Source organism: Flavobacterium sp. 3HN19-14, from assembly GCF_051373205.1.
Classification (GTDB): Bacteria; Bacteroidota; Bacteroidia; order Flavobacteriales; family Flavobacteriaceae; genus Flavobacterium.
Map to the genome: position 1 here is coordinate 3,638,292 of NZ_JBPPZT010000001.1, position 19,855 is coordinate 3,658,146.

27 protein-coding genes, 1 tRNA gene and 2 pseudogenes are annotated in these 19,855 nt (G+C 40.0%); 23 read left to right on the forward strand and 7 right to left on the reverse strand.

Going from position 1 to position 19,855, the window contains the following annotated elements:
- Nucleotides 1-98: 98 nt before the first annotated feature.
- Both ACSLFW_RS19680 and ACSLFW_RS19685 read right to left on the reverse strand, forming a co-directional pair.
- A complete protein-coding gene (locus ACSLFW_RS19680; RefSeq protein ID WP_436557164.1) occupies nt 99-794 on the reverse strand; it encodes an OmpA family protein in 696 nt (231 codons plus the stop codon).
- A 27-nt stretch (nt 795-821) separates the two neighbouring features.
- Nucleotides 822-1,295, reverse strand: coding sequence for a lipocalin family protein (locus ACSLFW_RS19685; protein ID WP_436557165.1), 474 nt, complete (start codon nt 1,293-1,295; stop codon nt 822-824).
- Between the two features lie 178 nt (nt 1,296-1,473).
- Between ACSLFW_RS19685 and htpG the strand changes: the two genes are divergently transcribed.
- The 12 genes from htpG (at nt 1,474) to ACSLFW_RS19745 (ending at nt 8,545) form a co-directional block, all read left to right on the forward strand.
- A complete protein-coding gene (gene htpG, locus ACSLFW_RS19690) occupies nt 1,474-2,751 on the forward strand; it encodes a molecular chaperone HtpG (protein WP_436557166.1) in 1,278 nt (425 codons plus the stop codon).
- 10 nt (nt 2,752-2,761) lie between these two features.
- Nucleotides 2,762-3,001 carry a hypothetical protein gene (locus tag ACSLFW_RS19695; protein ID WP_436557167.1) on the forward strand — a complete coding sequence of 80 codons (240 nt, stop codon included), beginning with the start codon at nt 2,762-2,764 and terminating at the stop codon, nt 2,999-3,001.
- The gene (locus ACSLFW_RS19700) at nt 2,974-3,354 is read left to right on the forward strand and encodes a hypothetical protein (RefSeq protein ID WP_436557168.1); all 381 of its coding nucleotides are present in this window, start codon (nt 2,974-2,976) and stop codon (nt 3,352-3,354) included. Before ACSLFW_RS19695 ends, ACSLFW_RS19700 begins: the two co-directional genes overlap by 28 nt.
- A gap of 123 nt (nt 3,355-3,477) precedes the next feature.
- Complete coding sequence (locus ACSLFW_RS19705) at nt 3,478-3,879, forward strand: DUF2721 domain-containing protein (protein WP_436557169.1); 402 nt, start codon at nt 3,478-3,480, stop codon at nt 3,877-3,879.
- Between the two features lie 162 nt (nt 3,880-4,041).
- Complete coding sequence (locus tag ACSLFW_RS19710; protein ID WP_436557170.1) at nt 4,042-4,221, forward strand: hypothetical protein; 180 nt, start codon at nt 4,042-4,044, stop codon at nt 4,219-4,221.
- Nucleotides 4,222-4,257: 36 nt separating this feature from the next.
- Nucleotides 4,258-4,410, forward strand: a complete 153-nt coding sequence (locus ACSLFW_RS19715; RefSeq protein WP_436557171.1) for a hypothetical protein — start codon at nt 4,258-4,260, stop codon at nt 4,408-4,410.
- Between the two features lie 177 nt (nt 4,411-4,587).
- Entirely contained in the window at nt 4,588-6,288 is a 1,701-nt protein-coding gene (gene kaiC, locus ACSLFW_RS19720) for a circadian clock protein KaiC (RefSeq protein WP_436557172.1), read from the forward strand.
- The gene (locus ACSLFW_RS19725) at nt 6,285-6,572 is read left to right on the forward strand and encodes a circadian clock KaiB family protein (RefSeq protein ID WP_436557173.1); all 288 of its coding nucleotides are present in this window, start codon (nt 6,285-6,287) and stop codon (nt 6,570-6,572) included. Before kaiC ends, ACSLFW_RS19725 begins: the two co-directional genes overlap by 4 nt.
- A gap of 5 nt (nt 6,573-6,577) precedes the next feature.
- On the forward strand, nt 6,578-6,886 hold the full coding sequence (locus tag ACSLFW_RS19730; RefSeq protein ID WP_436557174.1) for a circadian clock KaiB family protein: 309 nt from the start codon (nt 6,578-6,580) through the stop codon (nt 6,884-6,886).
- Nucleotides 6,883-7,350: a PAS domain-containing protein gene (locus tag ACSLFW_RS19735; RefSeq protein ID WP_436557175.1), complete on the forward strand. Its 468-nt coding sequence runs from the start codon at nt 6,883-6,885 to the stop codon at nt 7,348-7,350. Before ACSLFW_RS19730 ends, ACSLFW_RS19735 begins: the two co-directional genes overlap by 4 nt.
- The gene (locus ACSLFW_RS19740; RefSeq protein WP_436557176.1) at nt 7,293-8,144 is read left to right on the forward strand and encodes a sensor histidine kinase; all 852 of its coding nucleotides are present in this window, start codon (nt 7,293-7,295) and stop codon (nt 8,142-8,144) included. Before ACSLFW_RS19735 ends, ACSLFW_RS19740 begins: the two co-directional genes overlap by 58 nt.
- Before the next feature lie 2 nt (nt 8,145-8,146).
- The gene (locus tag ACSLFW_RS19745; protein WP_436557177.1) at nt 8,147-8,545 is read left to right on the forward strand and encodes a response regulator; all 399 of its coding nucleotides are present in this window, start codon (nt 8,147-8,149) and stop codon (nt 8,543-8,545) included.
- A gap of 28 nt (nt 8,546-8,573) precedes the next feature.
- On the opposite strand, the gene ACSLFW_RS19750 is transcribed toward ACSLFW_RS19745, so the two are convergent.
- On the reverse strand, nt 8,574-9,164 hold the full coding sequence (locus ACSLFW_RS19750) for a murein L,D-transpeptidase catalytic domain-containing protein (protein WP_436557178.1): 591 nt from the start codon (nt 9,162-9,164) through the stop codon (nt 8,574-8,576).
- Nucleotides 9,165-9,273: 109 nt separating this feature from the next.
- Here ACSLFW_RS19750 and ACSLFW_RS19755 point away from each other — a divergent pair, with 109 nt between their 5' ends.
- From ACSLFW_RS19755 to ACSLFW_RS19805, 11 genes and pseudogenes are all read left to right on the forward strand, one after another.
- A complete protein-coding gene (locus tag ACSLFW_RS19755; RefSeq protein WP_436557179.1) occupies nt 9,274-10,308 on the forward strand; it encodes an EamA family transporter in 1,035 nt (344 codons plus the stop codon).
- On the forward strand, nt 10,305-10,574 hold the full coding sequence (locus ACSLFW_RS19760) for a DoxX family protein (RefSeq protein ID WP_436557180.1): 270 nt from the start codon (nt 10,305-10,307) through the stop codon (nt 10,572-10,574). Before ACSLFW_RS19755 ends, ACSLFW_RS19760 begins: the two co-directional genes overlap by 4 nt.
- A 36-nt stretch (nt 10,575-10,610) precedes the next feature.
- Nucleotides 10,611-11,443: pseudogene (locus tag ACSLFW_RS19765) on the forward strand (sterol desaturase family protein).
- Nucleotides 11,444-11,541: 98 nt separating this feature from the next.
- Entirely contained in the window at nt 11,542-11,820 is a 279-nt protein-coding gene (locus tag ACSLFW_RS19770; RefSeq protein WP_436557181.1) for a DUF2805 domain-containing protein, read from the forward strand.
- 132 nt (nt 11,821-11,952) lie between these two features.
- Nucleotides 11,953-12,231 (forward strand): DUF2089 family protein, encoded by a 279-nt coding sequence (locus tag ACSLFW_RS19775; protein ID WP_436557182.1) that lies wholly within the window; start codon nt 11,953-11,955, stop codon nt 12,229-12,231.
- A gap of 2 nt (nt 12,232-12,233) precedes the next feature.
- On the forward strand, nt 12,234-12,812 hold the full coding sequence (locus ACSLFW_RS19780; protein WP_436557183.1) for a hypothetical protein: 579 nt from the start codon (nt 12,234-12,236) through the stop codon (nt 12,810-12,812).
- 157 nt (nt 12,813-12,969) lie between these two features.
- Nucleotides 12,970-13,155 carry a hypothetical protein gene (locus ACSLFW_RS19785; RefSeq protein WP_436557184.1) on the forward strand — a complete coding sequence of 62 codons (186 nt, stop codon included), beginning with the start codon at nt 12,970-12,972 and terminating at the stop codon, nt 13,153-13,155.
- Nucleotides 13,156-13,227: 72 nt separating this feature from the next.
- Nucleotides 13,228-13,725, forward strand: a complete 498-nt coding sequence (locus ACSLFW_RS19790; protein WP_436557185.1) for a hypothetical protein — start codon at nt 13,228-13,230, stop codon at nt 13,723-13,725.
- Nucleotides 13,722-14,558 (forward strand): alpha/beta hydrolase family protein, encoded by an 837-nt coding sequence (locus ACSLFW_RS19795; RefSeq protein WP_436557186.1) that lies wholly within the window; start codon nt 13,722-13,724, stop codon nt 14,556-14,558. The genes ACSLFW_RS19790 and ACSLFW_RS19795 overlap by 4 nt, the downstream gene beginning before the upstream one ends.
- Before the next feature lie 360 nt (nt 14,559-14,918).
- Nucleotides 14,919-16,756, forward strand: a pseudogene (locus ACSLFW_RS19800) (peptidase M61).
- Between the two features lie 213 nt (nt 16,757-16,969).
- Complete coding sequence (locus ACSLFW_RS19805; RefSeq protein WP_436557187.1) at nt 16,970-17,683, forward strand: DUF4369 domain-containing protein; 714 nt, start codon at nt 16,970-16,972, stop codon at nt 17,681-17,683.
- 169 nt (nt 17,684-17,852) lie between these two features.
- On the opposite strand, the gene ACSLFW_RS19810 is transcribed toward ACSLFW_RS19805, so the two are convergent.
- The 4 genes from ACSLFW_RS19810 to ACSLFW_RS19825 form a co-directional block, all read right to left on the reverse strand.
- Nucleotides 17,853-17,926 (reverse strand) — tRNA-Thr (locus ACSLFW_RS19810).
- A gap of 79 nt (nt 17,927-18,005) precedes the next feature.
- Entirely contained in the window at nt 18,006-18,272 is a 267-nt protein-coding gene (locus ACSLFW_RS19815; RefSeq protein WP_436557188.1) for a hypothetical protein, read from the reverse strand.
- 58 nt (nt 18,273-18,330) lie between these two features.
- Entirely contained in the window at nt 18,331-19,296 is a 966-nt protein-coding gene (locus tag ACSLFW_RS19820; protein ID WP_436557189.1) for a type I phosphomannose isomerase catalytic subunit, read from the reverse strand.
- An 88-nt stretch (nt 19,297-19,384) separates the two neighbouring features.
- The gene (locus tag ACSLFW_RS19825; RefSeq protein ID WP_436557190.1) at nt 19,385-19,807 is read right to left on the reverse strand and encodes a 6-pyruvoyl trahydropterin synthase family protein; all 423 of its coding nucleotides are present in this window, start codon (nt 19,805-19,807) and stop codon (nt 19,385-19,387) included.
- Between the last annotated feature and the right edge of the window lie 48 nt (nt 19,808-19,855).

Here is a 19,855-nt window from a genome sequence, read left to right on the forward strand (position 1 = left end):
ATAATTAGCGAATTAGCGAATGGTAAAATCGGCTGATAAAAAAGCCGGTTTACATATCGCAAACCGGCTTTTCCAAATGATTTATAATGATAACCGGATTATTTCTGTGCTTCTTTTTCAGCGTCCTGCACCATTTTTTCGTTAGCTGTAATCGCGAATTCTACACGACGGTTCTGGCTTCTGCCTTCAGGAGTGTCGTTGGTTGCAATCGGATCGGCGATGCCCATTCCGGTTACAGTAAAACGTGAACCGACTAATCCTTTTGAAGTAAGGTAAGATCGTACTGCGCCTGCTCTTTGCTCTGATAAAGTCTGGTTGTATTCAACACGTCCTGTATTATCGGTATATCCGTAAATAACGATGTTCGTATCAGGATATTCATTAAAGACAGTTACTAATTTGTCAAGATTCGTTTTCGCTGCAGCGGTTAATGTTGATTTATTCGTATCGAAACGCACTGCATTTTCGTTCAAAACCAATTTGATTCCTTCACCAACACGCACTACATCGGCGCCCGGAAGTGCCGTATCGATTTGTCTTGCCTGCTTGTCCATTTTATTTCCGATTACGCCACCGGCAACTCCTCCGACTACGCCACCAAGAACTGCTCCAAGGGCTGTATTGCCACCTTTTCCGATGTTATTTCCAAGAACACCTCCTAAGATTGCTCCGCCAACAGCGCCAATTGCAGCACCTCTTTGGGTATTATTTGTATTTTTTGCCGCTTCACATCCGGTAAGAATTGAACCTGAACCGAATATTAATGCTAAGGCAATTATTGATAATTTTTTCATGATTGTGTTTTTAAAATGTTATGGGTTTTATTTTCTTTGGAATTGGTAAACAACATTAGTGGTTTTTCCACCAACGTCAATCTTGTCTAAAAGCTGGAATGAATTATCAGATTGATTCGCCAATGTCAGGATGTAGCCATCTCTTACTTTTTTAGCTTTTTCGCCTGCATCAAGTACTTTCAGTACAAATTCTCCGCCTTTGTTCACATACCATTTGATTGGCGAACTGAAATTGGTGCAGTTTGGCTGATCCAAAATCATACTTCCTTTATTGTTATTGGAAACGAAATGCCAGGTGCTTCCTTCAAAACATTTTGAATCTGCAAGTTGAAACGATATTACCTTAATATACTCAGAACCCGGATAAGAAACTTTAGTCAGTGTCCAATCACCTTTGATGGCCGTCTCTGCTTTATTGTCAACCTTCAAACTTGTTGCAGACGTAGATTTGCAGCCGAAAGTCACTATGGCAACCGCAAATAAAATTATTAATCTTTTCATGTTAATGGGAAGTTATAGTTAATATCCTACAAAGATACAATCATCGTCTTTTAAATCTGTTGTATAATTAGATAAAAAAATACTAAAATTAACACTTTGCGCCATTTTGTCACTTTGTGCAATTTGGTATCCTATTTGAAAGTCCGTATACAGCAAAAAACTTAAAATTTATCAAATTATGACAACAGGAAAAATTAATGTTTCAGTAGAAAACATCTTTCCCTTAATCAAGAAATTCTTATACAGCGACCACGAAATCTTCTTGCGTGAGCTCGTTTCCAACGCTACAGATGCGACTTTAAAATTAAAGCACCTTACGAGCATCGGTGAGGCAAAAGTGGAATATGGCAACCCTGTCATCGAAGTAAAAATCGACAAGGAAGCAAAAAAACTGCACATCATCGACCAGGGTTTGGGAATGACAGCCGAAGAAGTCGAAAAATACATCAACCAGGTTGCGTTTTCCGGCGCTGAGGAATTCCTCGACAAATACAAAGATTCTGCAAAAGATTCGGGTATCATCGGGCATTTCGGCCTCGGATTTTACTCTGCTTTCATGGTAGCGGAAAAAGTAGAGATCATCACCAAATCCTACAAAGATGAGCCTGCTGCGCACTGGACGTGTGACGGAAGTTCGGAATTCACACTCGAACCGGCTGACAAAACTGACAGAGGAACGGAAATCATTTTGCACATCGCAGAAGATTCTTTAGAATTTCTGGAAGAACACAAGATTACTGAATTGCTGAACAAATACAATAAGTTCATGCCAATTCCGATTAAATTCGGCACCAAAAAAGAACAGAAAGCTTTCGGTGTAGGAGAAGAGGAAAAAATGGAGGACGTTGAAGTGGATAACATCATCAACAATCCTAATCCGGCCTGGACGAAGCAGCCGTCTGAATTAGCGGATGAAGATTACAAGAATTTTTATCGCGAATTGTACCCGATGCAGTTTGAAGAACCTTTATTCAACATCCACTTGAATGTTGATTATCCTTTCAATCTTACCGGAATTTTGTACTTCCCGAAATTGGGTTCTGATTTACAAATCCAGAAAGATAAAATTCAATTATATCAAAACCAGGTTTATGTGACTGATAATGTTGAAGGCATTGTTCCTGAATTTTTGACGATGTTGAAAGGCGTAATTGATTCGCCGGATATTCCACTCAATGTTTCCCGTTCTTACCTTCAGGCGGACGGTGCGGTGAAAAAAATATCGAATTATATTACGAAGAAAGTCGCCGATAAACTCAAATTCCTTTTCACAGAAAACCGCGAGGATTTCGAGCAAAAGTGGAATGACATCAAAATCGTCCTAGAATACGGAATGCTTTCTGAACCGAAATTCTATGAAAAAGCCGGTGCTTTCGTTTTATACCCAACCGTTGACGGCAAATATTTCACGCTTGACGAATTAAAAAGAAAACCTAAAGGAAAACCAGACCAATAAAGATGGTAAATTGGTTTTGCTTTATGCCGGAAATAAAGACGCGCAGCACAGTTACATCGCTGCCGCGAAAGACAAAAACTATGAGGTTTTGTTGTTGGATTCGCCGATTATTTCACATTTGATCCAAAAACTGGAAGGCGATAACAGCGACATTACTTTCGTTCGCGTAGATTCCGATCACATCGACAACCTCATCAAAAAGAGGAAACAGCCATTTCAAAATTGTCAGACGAAGAAAAAGAAAGCCTGAAAGTGGTCGTTGAAAATGTAGTTCCGAAACCTAATTATTCTGTACAATTGGAAGCTTTAGACAGCAATGCGGCACCATTCCTGATTACGCAGCCGGAATTCATGCGACGAATGAAAGAAATGAGCCAATCTGGCGGCGGCGGCATGTTCGGAATGGGCAATATGCCGGAAATGTATAATTTAGTGGTCAATACCAATTCTGAATTGGCGGCGAGCATCCTGAACACTCCGGATAAAACGCAACAGGAGCATTTGGTAAAACAAGCGCTTGATTTGGCGAAATTATCCCAAAATTTACTCAAAGGTGAAGAGCTTACGGCTTTTGTAAAGAGAAGTTTTGAGTTGATTAAATAATTTTTGATCTTAGAATTCAGATTTTAGATTAACCTGTCAATGAAAACTGGCAGGTTTTTTATTGATAAAAATTAAGGCTATAGAAAGATTTACGTAATTTGTTATTAATCGAAATTGAATTCCATGACACTTCATATAGAAACTCCTGCCCTCTTATTTTCTGCAACTTCACTGATATTACTCGCATACACCAACCGCTTTCTGACAATTGCCACAATCGTGCGCGGTTTGCGCCAGCATTACGAACAAAAAGAAAGTTCAAAGACATTACTCGAAATCAAAAACCTCAATTTACGATTGACATTGATTCGTTATATGCAGATGTTCGGCGTACTAAGCTTATTCCTTTCGGTTTTTGCGATGCTTTTGCTGTTTCTGGAATACCAGCTTTCAGGCATTTATTTATTCGGGTTGAGTTTGCTATGCCTGTTGATTTCTTTAGGGATTTCATTTTGGGAAATCAGCATTTCCGTCACCGCGCTTCGTTTGCATTTAAGCGATTTAATTGAGAAGGAAAACAAATAACTTCAAACCTTTCGTGACTTAGCGCCTTCGCGAGTAAAAATTTATATAGTAATATATAAATTGCCTTCTTCTGAAAATTATACAACCTTTTCCGAAAATTTTATAAAACAAAACTTTCCCTCTCATTCTACTTTTATCATTCATAACTGAATGCAAAAAGTCATGGCTCCTGATAAAATCAAAACTGACGAAAATACTGAAATCGAAGTTTCGCGCGTGCCTTCCAAAAACCCGGAAGCACATAACGAACTTGATGTAAAGTCAAATCCGGAAGCAGAATCGCCAGAAGAAAAATCAGTACGCGACCGCAGTCAGGGCAACGAAACTATGGGAATTCCGTAAAAACAACAACCAACTATAAACCTAAATTTACACATTATGAACTACTATATGGAAATGTTCAATAGCGAAATGGATATGTTCGATAACGAAATCGACATCACAGGCCGCAAAATCGATATGTTTGAATCCGAAATCAACATGTTCGGGTCTGACAAAGAGCGCTTTGAAGAAGAAATCAATTTAGGATAATTACTGCCTATTCCCTTAAATTGTAAAAGCCCGTTTCATACGGGCTTTTTTATTTTTCCATAACTATTGAACAAATGTTAATTTTATAAAACCGTTTAAAAAAAACAAGCATAATTTTAACAATTAACGGATGATAATGTGTTAAATTTGATTAAGAACTTTAAATTTTGGAAGTAAGTGGCTAAAGCTAGAAATGTAAAATCCGACGAAAAATATATTTTCCCAAAAACACCAACCGGTGTCGAAGGTCTTGATGAAATAACCGATGGCGGTTTCCCAAAAGGAAGGCCCACCTTAATTTGCGGCGGTCCCGGCTGTGGAAAAACATTGTTGTCCATGCAATTCCTCATCAAAGGCATCACTGAATTTAACGAGCCTGGCGTGTTTATGTCATTTGAAGAACCGTCAAAAGATTTATCGCTCAACGTAAAATCCCTTGGTTTCGACCTTGAAAAATTAAAAGCCGATAAAAAATTGGTGGTTGATTTTGTTCGCGTTGAAAGAGCAGAAATCGAAGAGGCTGGTGAATACGACCTCGACGGACTTTTCGTGAGACTAGCCTATGCAATTGACACTGTCAAGGCGAAAAGAGTTGTTCTTGACACCATCGAATCACTATTTGCCGGATTAGACAACCAAAGCATCTTACGCGCCGAATTAAGAAGATTATTCAACTGGCTCAAAGAAAAAGGCGTTACTGCTGTGATTACCGGCGAAACAGGCGAAGCAACATTGACCCGTCAGGGACTTGAAGAGTATGTTTCAGATTGTGTAATCGTATTGGATCACCGTGTTATCGAACAGGTTTCTACCAGGAGATTGCGAATTGTAAAATATCGTGGTTCGACACATGGCACCAATGAATATCCGTTCCTTATTGATGAAGACGGCATTTCGGTACTGCCGATTACGTCATTGAAACTCGATAACGAAGTTTCTTCCGATATTGTTTCAACAGGCGTTCCCGGGCTCGATGATCTTTTCGATCGAAAAGGATTTTACCGCGGCAGTAACATATTGGTTTCCGGAACAGCAGGAACTGCAAAAACCACAATTGCAGCTTACTTCGCCAATGAACAGGCAAAAAGGAAAGAAAAAACGGTATTTTTTGCATTCGAAGAATCACCGCAGCAATTGATTCGGAATATGAGGTCAGTCGGGATTGACCTTGAAAAACATATCAAAAGCGGGTATCTGCAAATTCATTCTTCCCGACCTTCGTTGAACGGACTTGAACTGCATTTGCTGACGTTGCGCAAATTAATCCGCGATTATAAACCAACAACTGTTATTATTGATCCGGTCAGTAACCTGATCACCGTCGGCAGCGAACTCGAAGTGCGTTCGATGCTCGTTCGACTCATCGACATGCTTAAAGTCAATAATATCACGGCGATGTTTACTTCGCTGAACAAACAAAATGACGGTATTCGTCCTGATCTGTCTGAAGAATCAGTTTCTTCGCTCATTGACACCTGGGTAAGTGTTCGCGATATGGAAGGCGTTGGTGAAAGAAACCGCGGCATTTTCATCATCAAATCAAGAGGAATGGGACATTCAAATCAGGTTCGCGAATTTATAATCAACGGAAATGGTATAGAATTGCTTGATATAGAATTAGGTCCGGAAGGCATTTTAACCGGTGCCGCACGCCGTTCCCACGAAATCAGTAAAAAAGTTACCGCACAGAAATTGCAAAACGAACTCGACAGGAAAGATCGTGAGATTTCGCGCAAACGCAAAGTGCTTGAAGCCAACATCGACGCATTGAAAAATGAATTTGAATCGGTTGTAGAAGAACTCAGCATCCTCAAACAAACCGAAGACATGCAGAACAGTCTTGGCTCAAATCAGACTTCTAAATCCAAAAAGAAATGACGAAGAAAGCAGAATGGCAGTTGCGGCTTTACATTGCAGGCCAAACTCCGAAATCAATAAAGGCACTGGCCAACATTAAAAAATATGCAGAAGAACATCTGGCAGGCAAATATTCTATTGAAATAATCGACCTGCTGGTGAGCCCGCAACTGGCGGAAGGCGACCAGATCCTGGCCGTTCCGACTTTGGTCAGGAAATTTCCGGAACCTATCCGCAAAATAATCGGTGACCTTTCCAACGAAGAACGAGTGCTTGTAGGCCTCAACATCAAACCCCTTAATTAAACCAATTGGAAAACAACCCCCACAGCATTAACGACCCAAAAGACTATAGTTTTATACTGTTTGTTTTTGGCATGTCACCAAAATCTCTTGATGCTGTGGAAAACCTTAACCACATCTGCGGGCAATATCTTAAAAACAATTTCGACCTGCAGATTATCGACATCAGTCGCGATAAAGAACTAGCGGAAAAACACCAGATTTTAGCCATCCCTACACTGATGAAAATAAAACCTGCGCCACAGCGGACAATTTTAGGCGATTTATCAGATAAAGCGAAAGTGCTCAAATTATTAGATATCGAAGAGCAGATTTGAAAGGAGAGCAAACAAATATCGAACAATTGCAACAAGAAATTGCCGAACTCAAAAACCAGCTTTTTGAGTCGAATGCCATTATTGAAGCCATTCGTGAAGGTTCGGTCGATGCGCTCGTTCTTAACAAGGAAGGAAATCCCCATGTTTATTCTCTCGAAAGTGCCGACTATACCTATCGTATCCTGATTGAAAAATTCAGCGAAGGTGCGTTGAGTATTTCCGATGATGGGTTGATTTTGTATTGCAACGATTATTTTTCGAAGTTGATTGACATCCCCGCCGACAAAATTATCGGGACGTTTTTCAATCATTATGTAGATTCCCACAGGGACTATCAAATCCTAAAAGCCGCATTGCAATACGGTCGAGTAAAGGTGAAATCATACTCAACGCCAACGGAAAAAAATTGCCGGTTTACGTTTCGTTTACAGACTTACACCCGAATGTTGCCGCGATTGGCGTAGTCGTAACCGATTTATCCGAGAAAAGAAAACACGAACAAGCTTTGATACAATACCAGCAACAACTTGAGGCTAAAGTCAACGAGCTGAACCTGACGAACACGAATCTGGAGCAATTCATCCACGTGATTTCGCATGATTTGAAAGAGCCAATTCGCAAAATCGTGAGTTATACCTCATTCCTGAAAGATAATAAGACCAATTCTTTTGCAGAGCAGGAACTCAACCAGCTTAACATCATCAAATCTTCAGCATTGCGACTTAACGCATTGGTGGATGATTTAGTGAAATATGCGTTCAACGCCACAAAATCTGAAACGGAGGAACTTGACCTTGATGTTATTTTTAACGAAGTACTCGAAGACCATGAACTCATGATTAGCGAGAGCAATTCGAAAATCACATCGGAACATTTGCCTAAAATCATGGGTTCGAAAGTACAAATCCGTCAGATTTTTTCGAATCTTATCACCAATTCAATCAAGTACAGAAAAGCAGATACTGCACCAGTAATCAACATTTTAGCATCAGTTACAGACCAGATTGATGTGAATGCGCCGATGCGGAAATTCCACAAAATCAGTCTTTCTGATAACGGAATCGGAATGAACAACTCCGATTTAACAAAAATATTCACTATCTTTCAGCGGTTACACATGCGCAACGAATATTCCGGAAACGGAATCGGGCTTGCGATTTGTAAGAAAATAATGGAGAACCACGACGGCAAAATAGACGTTGAAAGCGAAACCGGAAAAGGCAGCACTTTCAATTTGTATTTTCCGGTAATTGAATAAATATGGCAGAAAGCCTGCACATTATTATCGCTGAAGACGATATCGATGACGGAGAGATCATCAAAGAAAGCTTTGAAAAGCATCCTGCGTTTGCGAAAGTCGACGTAGTGGCAAATGGCAAAGAGTTGTTGGAGTTCCTGCGCAAAGACGGCAGCAAGCCAGATGTTATCCTTACAGACATCAATATGCCAATTATCAATGGCATCGAAGCGCTTAAAGAAATCAGCACACATCCTGAACTGCGGAAAATCGCAGCATTTGCCTATTCAACCACAATCAATCCGATTTATGAAGCGAAATGTATGGAGTTCGGCACAAAAGGCTTCTTGATCAAACCTTTTACTTTGCAGGAATTTTACCAGATTCCGGATAAGGTTATGGCTATTTTGAAGCAGGCATAACAGAAATGGGTGGTCTTATAAAATCATTCTACTCAACAATCCACAACAAAACCGGCTTTTCAGATTTCTGCAGTTTTGCGTCTAACTTTGTCATAAATGCATCAGAGACCGCCGGACAGCCCCAGCTAAGCGGACTGTAATTCGGATAAACCTCTTTGTCGGAAACAGCCTCCCAGGAATGCAGCACAATTACCCTTCCGATTGCATTATTATTAGTCGGCTCTAATCCATGGAGCCAATATTTGATTTTGATTCCCCACCCGCTTGTGTCGCGTTTACCGATTTTATATTTCCCTTTTGCGCTGCAATGGCTGTTATCCTGGTTATTGAATTTCGCCTTTTCCCACTTTTGGTCATTATCATCTAGCACATCGCAACTCCCATGCGTGACAAGATTTTGATTGGTGATTTTCTGCTGCTTGAAATCGTAAATAAAAAAGCGGTTTTTACCCGAATGAATACTCAGGTCGATTAAAAAATAGTAGTCTTCGTTAAAATTATTCTTTTTACAAAACGCTAATGCCTCTGTATTTTTAGCCGTGTAATCCTTTGGTGTCTCAATTTTAGTATTATTGCAGCAGATGAAACTCAATAATGTTATAAGTACGATTTTTCTCATGATGATTTTTTTATATAACTGAATAAAATTCCGGATATTTTAAGTTTCCGGTAATTTTTGAATTCTTCATACACAAAGCACTATCTTTGCCCGCTTTTTAAATTAGAAAATGACAAAAAATAATACAATCAAAGGCGTATTTTTAGTGAGTTTAGGCGCGACCAGTTATGGCATGCTGGCTACTTTCGTTAAATTGGCGTATGCGTCGAAAGGCGCAAGCGGATTGCCTTTCACACCTGCCGAAGTAATATCGTCGCAATTTATTTTAGGGATTATTGCCATCCTGTTAATCAATGGATTTCAGAAAGCAAAAAATTCAGACGTTGTAAAAAAAGCTTCTAAAAAGAATATCTCACAATTGATGATTGCCGGTACCTCCACCGGGTTGACGAGTATTTTTTATTATATGGCCGTAAAATTCGTTCCGGTTTCCATAGGAATTGTACTGCTTATGCAAACGGTCTGGATGGGCGTTTTGCTCGAAATGTTTCTCACGAGAAAACTACCGTCCGCCACAAAAATCATCGCCGTCATCATCGTGCTTATCGGAACGGTTTTTGCCACCAATATGATCAATAATAATGTGAATCTGGATTGGCGCGGCGTCGTACTGGGGCTTTCAGCTGCCGCTTCATTCACCACAACAATGTATGCGGCCAACAGCGTGGCGAAAGAAATTTCATCGGCACAACGAAGTCTTTACATGCTTTTAGGCGGCGCTGTTGTTGTTTTCCTATTCGCCTTGGCAACGCAGCACACGCCTTTTAATTACGATATTTTTTACAAGTGGGGAATCCTTGTAGCGCTTTTCGGCACCATTATCCCGCCAATGTTGCTCAACGCCGGATTTCCTTTGACCGGAATAGGGCTTGGAAGTATTGTATCATCACTGGAACTGCCGGTTTCTGTAACAATGGCGTATCTGCTATTGGGCGAAAAAGTCATTTTCCTGCAATGGATTGGCATCCTGATGATTATTTTCGCAATTGTGATCATGAATGCCAATTGGCGTAGAAATCCGCGTGATTTTTTGTACATTTCGTATAAAAATCACCAATGGCATTTCCCTGGCATTTATACCTCATGGCGGCGCTTTATATTTTGGCCGGAATCAATCATTTCCGGAAACCGCGGTTGTATTTGAAAATCATTCCGCCCTATCTGCCCTATCCGGAATTTCTTAATTATGCCAGTGGTTTTTTTGAAATCGTTTTGGGAACTGCAGTTTGTATTCCGCTTTTGTCAAAATTTGCCGCATGGGGAATTGCCGCACTTTTGATTGCCATTTTTCCGGCAAATATCTATATGTTTACCAATGATAAGGCGCGTTTGGGATTACCGAAATGGGCAGTCCTGCTGCGGCTGCCGCTTCAGATTGTATTGATTATCTGGGCGTATTATTACACTTAATGCAACATTAAAATCTGTAACTAACTACCAATATTTATGGAAACCATCATTCATTATTTCGAAAACATCAAGCCGTTGCACCGCGCATTAATCCTGGCCGGAGGTATCGCCTTTTTCTGGCTGCTCGAAAGTATAAAACCGATGTTTACATTCGATTATAAAAAATGGCACCATGCCGGAATCAATATCTTTTTACCGTCACGACAATTATCGTTAATTTCCTGATGGCATTTATACTGTTGCGAACCGCACAATGGACGACAGAAAATAATTTCGGTTTGCTCAACGCGCTTCCGGAAATGCCGATGTGGCTTTACATAATTATCGGACTTCTGCTTCTCGACTTAATAGGCGCCTATTTTGCGCATTTGTCTGAACATAAAATCAAGCTGTTGTGGCGCTTCCATCTTATTCATCACACCGATACATGGATTGACACAACTTCTGCCAACAGGCATCATCCGGGCGAAAGTGTCATCAGGTTCCTGTTCACGACGCTGGGCGTTTTGGCAATTGGAACGCCGATGTGGCTCGTTTTTATGTACCAATCGCTGTCGGTGGTTTTTGCGCAGTTCACGCACGCCAATATCGCAATTCCCGAAAAACTCGATAAAACGCTGAGTTATGTGATTGTTTCTCCGGATATGCACAAAGTACACCACCATTATATGCTGCCGCATACAGATTCGAATTATGGCAATATTTTTTCGGTTTGGGACAGGTTTTTCGGAACATTCTCTTATTTGAAAAAAGAAGATATCGTTTATGGCGTTGATACGCACATGGAAGCATACGAGCACAATAGCCTCAAAAACCTGCTCAAAATTCCGTTTCAGAAACCAAAACAGCCAAAAAATAAAAAACCATGAAAAATTTTCATCGCCTTTAAAAAGTGATTATTTTTTTTCTTAATATTGAAATAAGAATTGTCAACTTATGAAATTTTATCTGAATTAATTTTCAAGTAATGAAAAAGAGTAAACATACGGAGTTGTCGTGGGAGCAGACGGAGAAGCTTGTAACGCTGGCACTTGAGGAAAGGAATCCTTTTGAAATCATCAAAAAAGAATTCGGTTTTGCCGAAAAAGAGATTCTTGAAATCATGAAAAAGAAACTCACGACAGAGAAATTCGAGATGTGGAAAAAGAAAGCCCAGGCCAATAAGCCGAAGCCAAAACCCATGAAGATTGACGATTTCGACGAAGATCTTGACGGAAAATATTATATTAAAAATAAATTCGATTAAACTGCTACTCCCTTTTCAGGGAGTTTTTTATTGCCAATATTTAAACTAAAAATAAATAATATTTAAATTTATTTAAACAATATTTATTATTATATAAATAATATTTAACTTTGTATAACAAAATCATTTGTTATGCAACCAAAACTTCCCATCCAGTGCCCAAGTTGCGAGAGCACATTGTCTGTAGCGCAACTTTGCTGCAGCAATTGCAACACAACCGTTTCCGGAAATTACGCTTTGCCATTATTACTCCGCGTTTCCGAAGAAGAGCAAAATTTCATCCTGCAATTTTTTATGAGCAGCGGCAGCCTTAAAGAAATGGCTTCGCAAATGGGCAACAGCTATCCCACTGTTCGCAACAAACTCGACGACATTATCCAAAAAATCAATAATTTAAAATCACAGTCTTAGTCATGAGAACACATCTATTCAATCCGTTTGCCAAACATTCTGACCGGAATCTGTTGATAATTGGTCTTGTGGCGACGATTATCGGTGGATTTACGGGCTATTTTTTCAATGCTGTATACGATGGCGCACTCGATTTGCACTTCGTTGGAAATATTGGTGTCCGCGAAACCATACTTTACATCGCCGTTGATATTATCACGATTGCGGTATTTTTATTCATCGCCGGTAAAATTTTCAATAGTAAAACGCGGTTCATCGACATCTTCTCAACAACATTGATTGCCAGGATTCCTTTGTATATTTTACCGTTTTTCAATGCCGGAAATTATCTTTTCAGCATCACCTCAAAAATGATGACGAATCTCCTTGAAGGCAAGCCTGAAGCCGTTTTCGGAATCGAAACATTTTATATCATCTGCTTCGCCATGATTACGCTCGCATTTATAGTCTGGTTTTTCGCATTGCTGTGGAATGGCTACAAAGTCGCAATAAATGCAAAAGGAATAAAACCTATCGTACTCTTTATCATTGCAGTTGCATTGGCCGAAACGATTTCGAAAACAATCATCCTATATCTTTAAATATGGTCACAATAACACCTGTTAACGACTCATTTGTATTTGAAATTGTCGGAATGCACAAATTCTGGGCATTCAAAAGCAAAATCGTCGTAGCAAAGAAAAATGTAATTCTCGCTGAAGCTAGGCCAAACCCAATGCCACTCTGGAGAGGTTTCCGTTGCCCGGAACTGACCTGCCAGGCGTTATCGCAGCCGGAACTTATTACTGGAACGGCAGGAATTTCCTGGATGTCATGAACCGAAAGCAGACCATCGTTGTCGAGCTCGAAAACGAATATTACAAAAAATTAATCATCGACGTTAAAGACCCGCAAGCGGCAGTCGAACTTTTAAACCAAAAATAAAATGAAAAAAATTTTAACCGCATTCTTACTATTCAGTTCAATTGCTGCTTTTTGCCAGGATATTGCCGGAACATGGTCGGGCTTATTGGAATTCCCGGCGGAAAACTCACATTGGTATTCAATGTAAAAAAAGCAGGAAATGACTACACCACGACAATGGACAGTCCGGACCAAGGCATGAAGGATCTGCCAATCAGCCGCACAACTTTTGAAAACAAAAAAACCATTACTTTTGAATTTCCGGAAGCCAAAATAACTTACAAAGGCGACCTCGATGCTTCAGGAAAATTCATCGGGAATTTCACTCAGGGCAACAACAGTCTGCCATTGAGCCTTAATCACGCTGCGCCGCCTGCTGTTCAAAAGCCAAACCGTCCGCAGGAACCGAAAACGCCATTTCCATATTATTCCGAAGAGGTGACTTTTCAGAACAAAAAAGAAAATTTCACTTTGGCCGGCACATTGACGCTCCCAAAAAAAGAAGGCAATTTTCCGGTCGTGGTTCTGATTACGGGAAGCGAACCGAAAACCGCGATTCAGAAGTCTTCGGGCACAAACCTTTCCTTGTGATTGCTGATTATCTTACGCGAAACGGAATCGGCGTTCTGCGCTTCGATGACCGTGGCGTTGGCGAATCGAAAGGCGATTTATTGCATGCCACAACTGAAAGTTTCGCAGGCGACGTAAGTGCTGCTGTAGATTACCTGAAAACCAGAAAAGACATCAATCCGAAGAAAATCGGACTCATCGGCCACAGTGAAGGAGGTGCCGTTGCGCCAATGGTCGCAGCGAATAACAAAGACATTAACAGCATTGTGCTGCTGGCAGGTACCGGAATTCCCGGCGATCAGTTGCTTTTATTGCAGACTTACCTCGCCGGAAAAGCTGCGGGAATGACAGAACCTGAATTGGCGGATGCCCGAAAAACAAATTTACAGGTCTATGACATCCTCAAAAATGAAAAAGATGCTGTAAAGGCGAAAAAAGAACTGGTTGAAATACTGCAAAAAAGTTATGCAGATGTACCTGCCAGCCAAAAACCGCCGCAGGCTCAGATTGACGCGATGGTTTCGCAACAGGCAGATGACATGCTTCAGCCTTGGATGCCTTATTTCCTGAAATATGATCCGGCAACATCGCTCAGAAATGTAAAATGCCCGGTTCTGGTATTGAATGGCGGCAAAGATTTTCAGGTGCCGCCGAAAGAGAATACCGAAGCCATTAAAAATACCCTTGAAAAAGCCGGCAATAAAAAAGTGACCGTGAAGATTTTCCCCAACCTGAACCATTTATTCCAGGAAAGCATTACCGGAAACCTCGATGAATACGAAAAAATCGAGCAGACTTTTTCTCCCGATGCATTAAAATTCATGTCTGACTGGCTCAACGCGAAGTTTAAATAGCACTTCTCAACATCTAATTTTATACGTAAAAACAGTTTTAGTGTTGTATATAACAATTTAATTGATATATAGATGAATTAAATTGTTTTGAAATATATTTAATTGACTTATAAATCAATTAAATATATTTATTTATGAATTGAATTTATTTTTTAATGTAATCAATTCATTTATTGATGAAATTAATTCATCTTAAAATAAATTAAATATATTTTTTAATGTAATCAATTCATTTTTTTATATAAAGAATTCATTTTAAAATGAATTAAATACATTTTAAAATGAATGCATTTCAGTTTCCTTCCGGTTTTGTAACAAAATCCCGATTAGCGAGTCTTACGCATATAAAAATTTTAACTGATGAGAAAATTAATATTGAGTCTCGCCGTATCGATCGCTTTATATACAATCGATGCCAGCGGACAGAACAAAACTGCCGAACAGGTAAAAGTTGCCATCGACCTGAATGTGGTGAAGAATGACAAAGTGATGGTAACCATTACACCACCTGCGATCAAAACAGATAAAGTCACTTATTTTATCCCGAAAATTATTCCGGCACTTATTCCGAAGACGATTACGGAAAATATGTAGACGATTTGAAAGCCTACGATGCCAAAGGAACTGAGCTTGCCGTGACGAAAAGCGACGCCAATTCCTGGTCGATCGCCAATGCCAAAAAACTTGCAAAAATCACTTATTGGGTCAATGATACTTTTGATATCGAAGGCACGCACAAGGTTTTTTCGCCTGCGGGAACTAACATTGAAGAAGGAAAAAATTTCCTGTTGAATACACACGGATTCGTGGGCTATTTCAGTGATTTCATGGAAATTCCTTATCAGGTGAACATTAGCCATCCGGCGAAATTATGGGGCGCAACTTCAATGACCGACACAGATGACAGTGATTCGAAAGACACATTTACGACTTCGCGTTATGCCGAATTGGTTGAAAACCCGATTATGTATTCGAAGCCGGATTATACGACTTTCAACATCAATGGCATGGATATTCTTATCGCAGTTTATTCGCCAACCGGCGCTGTCACAGCCGAGAGCATTACGCCGGAAATGAAAACGATGATGACGGCACAGAAGAATTTCCTCGGAAAATTCAACAGTACAAAGAAATATTCGGTGCTGTTATATCTTTCCAGGATGGACGATACTGACGCAAAAGGTTTCGGTGCGCTCGAACATCCGACAGTGACTACAGTTGTTATGCCTGAAATGATTCCGAAAGAAGAACTCGGCAAACAGATGAAAGACGTGGTTTCGCATGAATTCTTTCACATCGTGACACCGTTGACGATTCATTCGAAAGAGATACAATATTTCAATTACAATACGCCAAAAATGTCTGAGCATTTGTGGATGTACGAAGGTGTGACGGAGTATTTCGCGAATCTTTTCCAAATCAACCAGGGATTGATTGATGAAAGCGAATTTTACGGCCGTATGGCTGAAAAAATCCAGCACGCCTCACAAATGGACGATAAAATGGCTTTCACCAAAATGAGCGCGAATGTATTAGTTGAACCTTACAAATCGCAGTACCTGAACGTTTACGAAAAAGGCGCGCTGATTGGCATGTGCATCGATATCATCATCCGCGAAAAAAGCAATGGTGAAAGAGGGATTCTTGATTTGATGCAAAAATTATCCGCAGAATACGGCACGAAAAAAGCTTTTGACGACAGTGAATTATTTGCAAAAATCACGTCATTGACTTATCCGGAAGTCGGCGAATTCCTGAATAAATATGTTGCACAGGGCAACCCGATTCCGTATACAGATTATCTCGCGAAAATGGGCGTTACGGAATCGACTACGAAAGTTCCGGGAATTGTTTTCCTGAAAGACCAGCAGGTTCCTTACATCACAGTAAACCAATCGACCAAAGAAATCATTTTACTTCCGGGTGAGCTGAACGCTTTCTTCAAAGAATTGAAAATGCAGGCAGGCGACATTATTCTTGGTGTTAATGGAAAAGATTACAATCTTGACAACATTTACGAAATGATCATGAGCAGCCAGAACTGGAAAGAAGATGAGCCGATTTCGGTAAAGATCAAACGCGACGGAAAAGAGCAGACCCTGACCGGAAAAGTTAAGCTGACTTATGAAGAAGCTAAAGGTTTCGCGGCTACTGATGCCGCTAAAAAGAAATTGAGGGACGCGTGGCTTAAAGGGTAGTTTAGAGCAAAGACCGCTTCGGTGCAAGAAGCAAGAGAAAAGACTTTTTGGATTTTGTATAAGACTGAGTTATCGTTCTTCTACATCCCGAAAAGTCTTTTTTCTTACAGCGAAGCGGTCTTGCATCTTGCAGCGAAGCGGTCTCACATCTTTCAGCAAAGCGGTCTTTCCTCATTCAACTATTTTTCCTTAATTTGCCGAAAAATAAAACCAATGACAAAATCTATTCTTGCCTTATGCGGCCTGCTGCTTTTCGTTTCGTGTAAAGACGAAAAACACGCCGGAAACCTGCACATTACCGGAAATATCGAAGGATTAAAACAAGGCACTTTGTATATCAAAAAAATCTCCGATACGAGCTGGGTTTCGGTGGATACGATAAAAATTAATGGCGATTCCCACTTCGAAAGTTACCTCGACATCCAATCGCCTGAAATGTATTACCTGATGCTCGACCGTGGCGCAACCAGTTCAATTGACGACAACCTGCCGTTTTTCGCAGAGCCTGGCAATATGACCATTAATACGACTTTGGATCGCTTTTATTTCAATGCGAAAATTACCGGTTCTAAAAACCAAAAGCTTTACGAAGAATACAAAAAGATAAACGCACGTTTTACAGACGAAAATACTACGCTGGTCGGCGAAAAATTAAGAGCAAAAAAGCTAAACAAGCCGGAAAGAGTTGACAGCATTGAGAAATTACAAGAAAAAATTACTATTCGAAAATACAACTACACGAGCCAATTTGCACTTAATAACCGTGATTTTGAAATTGCGCCTTACGTGGTTTTAACGGAAATCAACGATGTAAATCTTAAATACCTCGATACGATTCAGAAATCGATGTCTCCGAAAGTCGCAAAATCATTCTACGGGAAAAAGCTTACGGAGTATACCAAAGAGCGCAAGAAAGCCGGACTGTAATTTTTAGGCAGTTATATTTAGCCACGAATTTCACGAATTAGCACGAATTAAATTTGTGTGAATTCGTGACCCGAGCCGTTAGGCGAACTGACGAAGTAAATTCGTAGCTTTAATTTTCTTTAAAATCAAAAAAACCATCACAAATAAATGTGATGGTTTTTAATTTATGAGCCGGCGGAGGGACTCGAACCCACGACCTGCTGATTACAAATCAGCTGCTCTAGCCAACTGAGCTACGCTGGCGGCGTCATTACGAGTGCAAATATAAATTTGATTTTCTTAAATCCAAAATAAATCTGCAGTTTTTTCCAGACTTTTTTTATTACAATTTGTTGATTTTTTCAATCAACTGATTTGCAGCCTGTTCTAATTCAACATTAATTTGGTTGAAATGTGCTTTTTTATTCTCAACATTTTTAGCATTCACTTTTGTGATCAAAGTATCAAAAGTAGTAATCGCTTCGTCGATCAATGCGTTAGTTTCTGTTGTTGGTTTTCCGGTAGTCGACATTTCAACCAGGTAAACCGCCTCAATAATATCTCCTAAAACGTAGTTGATGTCTTTCTTTAAATTTCTAACGTTTGCCATTTTTATTTCTGATTTTTAAATTTGGTGCAAAAGTACATTAATTCTTTTGAAAATCAGGCTAGGAAATGTAAATTTCTAAGATTGAAGCTTTTCCGCTTAATTCATACGCATTTAAATCTGCCGGAATTAAAACCGTATCGCCTTGCTGGTATTGGTATTTTTCACCTTCAAAATCCAATTCAAAATTGCCTTCGGTACACATATAAACCGTAAATGATTTTCCTGATTTTTCAACTTTTATATTCCCGTCAAGCGGAATGAAATTCGTGGTAAAATACGGGCAATCGACAATTTCATTGGCCGTATTTTTTTCTTTGCCGTAAGTCCGTTCCGCATCAGTTTTTTCATAATTGATGGCATCTAAAGCCAAATCAACGTGCAACTCGCGTTTATTGCCATTGGCATCGACACGATCGAAATCGTAAATCCGATAAGTAATATCCGAAGTCTGCTGAATTTCGGCGACTACCAATCCTGCGCCGATAGCATGAACGGTTCCTGTAGCTAAAAAGAAAACATCGCCGGGTTTTGCAGCTTTGGTATCTAAAATCGAGATAATGGACTTATCTTCAAGGCTTTTCAGGTATTCTTCAGGTGAAGATTTTTCCTTAAATCCCACGATAATCCGGGAATTTTCATCGGCTTGCATGACATACCACATTTCGGTTTTCCCGAATGAATTGTGGCGTTTCCTGGCGAGTTCGTCATTTGGATGTACCTGAATCGACAGGTCTTCCTTCGCATCAAGGTATTTAAAAAGCAATGGGAATTCTTGCCCGAATTTTTTATGTACTTCTGTTCCCAAAAGCGCATCGGGAAATTTTTCGATGATGCTGGTAAGCGGTTTTCCCTTTAATTCACCATTCGAAATCACGCTGATATCTCCGGGAACTGTTGATAATTCCCAGCTTTCTCCGGTAATTTCAGAAGTTATCGGTTTGCGCAAAAGTGTTTTTAATTTCTGTCCGCCCCAAATCCTTTCTTTCAGGATTGGTTCAAACTGCAACGGATATAATTTTGACATGTTTTCTGGTTTTGAACAAATTTCTATCATTCCGACCGAAATCTGTTTACATTATTCAATCAATATATTATACCTTTTTTCTGACGGATTATTGACCGTTGTAAGTAACGAAATTTCGTGGTGTTTCGTATAAAACCACTTCGACTGCTTTGTTTTCCGGAATGTGCAGCCTCAGTTTATTCCAGATTACAACCGCGATATTTTCGGCAGTCGGAATCAAGCCGCCTTTTTCTGTATCGAATTCAGGCACGTCGAGATTAAGGTTTTTATGATCGAAAGCTTCCTCGATATGCGTTGCAATTAAATCAGCCAGCAGTTTCAAATCCATCACATAGCCCGTTTCCGGATTGATTTCGCCCGTTACACTTACGGTCAATTCATAATTGTGCCCGTGAAAGTTGACATTATTGCATTTCCCGAAAACCGCATCGTTTTTTTCAAACGACCAGTCGCTGCGGTATAAACGGTGCGCTGCGTTGAAATGGGCTTTTCTGCTTACGGTTACTTTCATGGGTTCAGGGTATTGGGTTAAGGTTCAGGATTCTATCTTTGGACTTTC

Coding starts and splice junctions, on each gene's coding strand:
- ACSLFW_RS19680 (WP_436557164.1), bottom strand. CDS start 794: ATGAAAAAATTATCAATAATTGCCTTAGCATTAATATTCGGTTCAGGT.
- ACSLFW_RS19685 (WP_436557165.1), bottom strand. CDS start 1,295: ATGAAAAGATTAATAATTTTATTTGCGGTTGCCATAGTGACTTTCGGC.
- htpG (WP_436557166.1), top strand. CDS start 1,474: ATGACAACAGGAAAAATTAATGTTTCAGTAGAAAACATCTTTCCCTTA.
- ACSLFW_RS19705 (WP_436557169.1), top strand. CDS start 3,478: ATGACACTTCATATAGAAACTCCTGCCCTCTTATTTTCTGCAACTTCA.
- ACSLFW_RS19710 (WP_436557170.1), top strand. CDS start 4,042: ATGGCTCCTGATAAAATCAAAACTGACGAAAATACTGAAATCGAAGTT.
- ACSLFW_RS19715 (WP_436557171.1), top strand. CDS start 4,258: ATGAACTACTATATGGAAATGTTCAATAGCGAAATGGATATGTTCGAT.
- ACSLFW_RS19725 (WP_436557173.1), top strand. CDS start 6,285: ATGACGAAGAAAGCAGAATGGCAGTTGCGGCTTTACATTGCAGGCCAA.
- ACSLFW_RS19745 (WP_436557177.1), top strand. CDS start 8,147: ATGGCAGAAAGCCTGCACATTATTATCGCTGAAGACGATATCGATGAC.
- ACSLFW_RS19750 (WP_436557178.1), bottom strand. CDS start 9,164: ATGAGAAAAATCGTACTTATAACATTATTGAGTTTCATCTGCTGCAAT.
- ACSLFW_RS19755 (WP_436557179.1), top strand. CDS start 9,274: ATGACAAAAAATAATACAATCAAAGGCGTATTTTTAGTGAGTTTAGGC.
- ACSLFW_RS19770 (WP_436557181.1), top strand. CDS start 11,542: ATGAAAAAGAGTAAACATACGGAGTTGTCGTGGGAGCAGACGGAGAAG.
- ACSLFW_RS19775 (WP_436557182.1), top strand. CDS start 11,953: ATGCAACCAAAACTTCCCATCCAGTGCCCAAGTTGCGAGAGCACATTG.
- ACSLFW_RS19780 (WP_436557183.1), top strand. CDS start 12,234: ATGAGAACACATCTATTCAATCCGTTTGCCAAACATTCTGACCGGAAT.
- ACSLFW_RS19790 (WP_436557185.1), top strand. CDS start 13,228: ATGGTCGGGCTTATTGGAATTCCCGGCGGAAAACTCACATTGGTATTC.
- ACSLFW_RS19805 (WP_436557187.1), top strand. CDS start 16,970: ATGACAAAATCTATTCTTGCCTTATGCGGCCTGCTGCTTTTCGTTTCG.
- ACSLFW_RS19815 (WP_436557188.1), bottom strand. CDS start 18,272: ATGGCAAACGTTAGAAATTTAAAGAAAGACATCAACTACGTTTTAGGA.
- ACSLFW_RS19820 (WP_436557189.1), bottom strand. CDS start 19,296: ATGTCAAAATTATATCCGTTGCAGTTTGAACCAATCCTGAAAGAAAGG.
- ACSLFW_RS19825 (WP_436557190.1), bottom strand. CDS start 19,807: ATGAAAGTAACCGTAAGCAGAAAAGCCCATTTCAACGCAGCGCACCGT.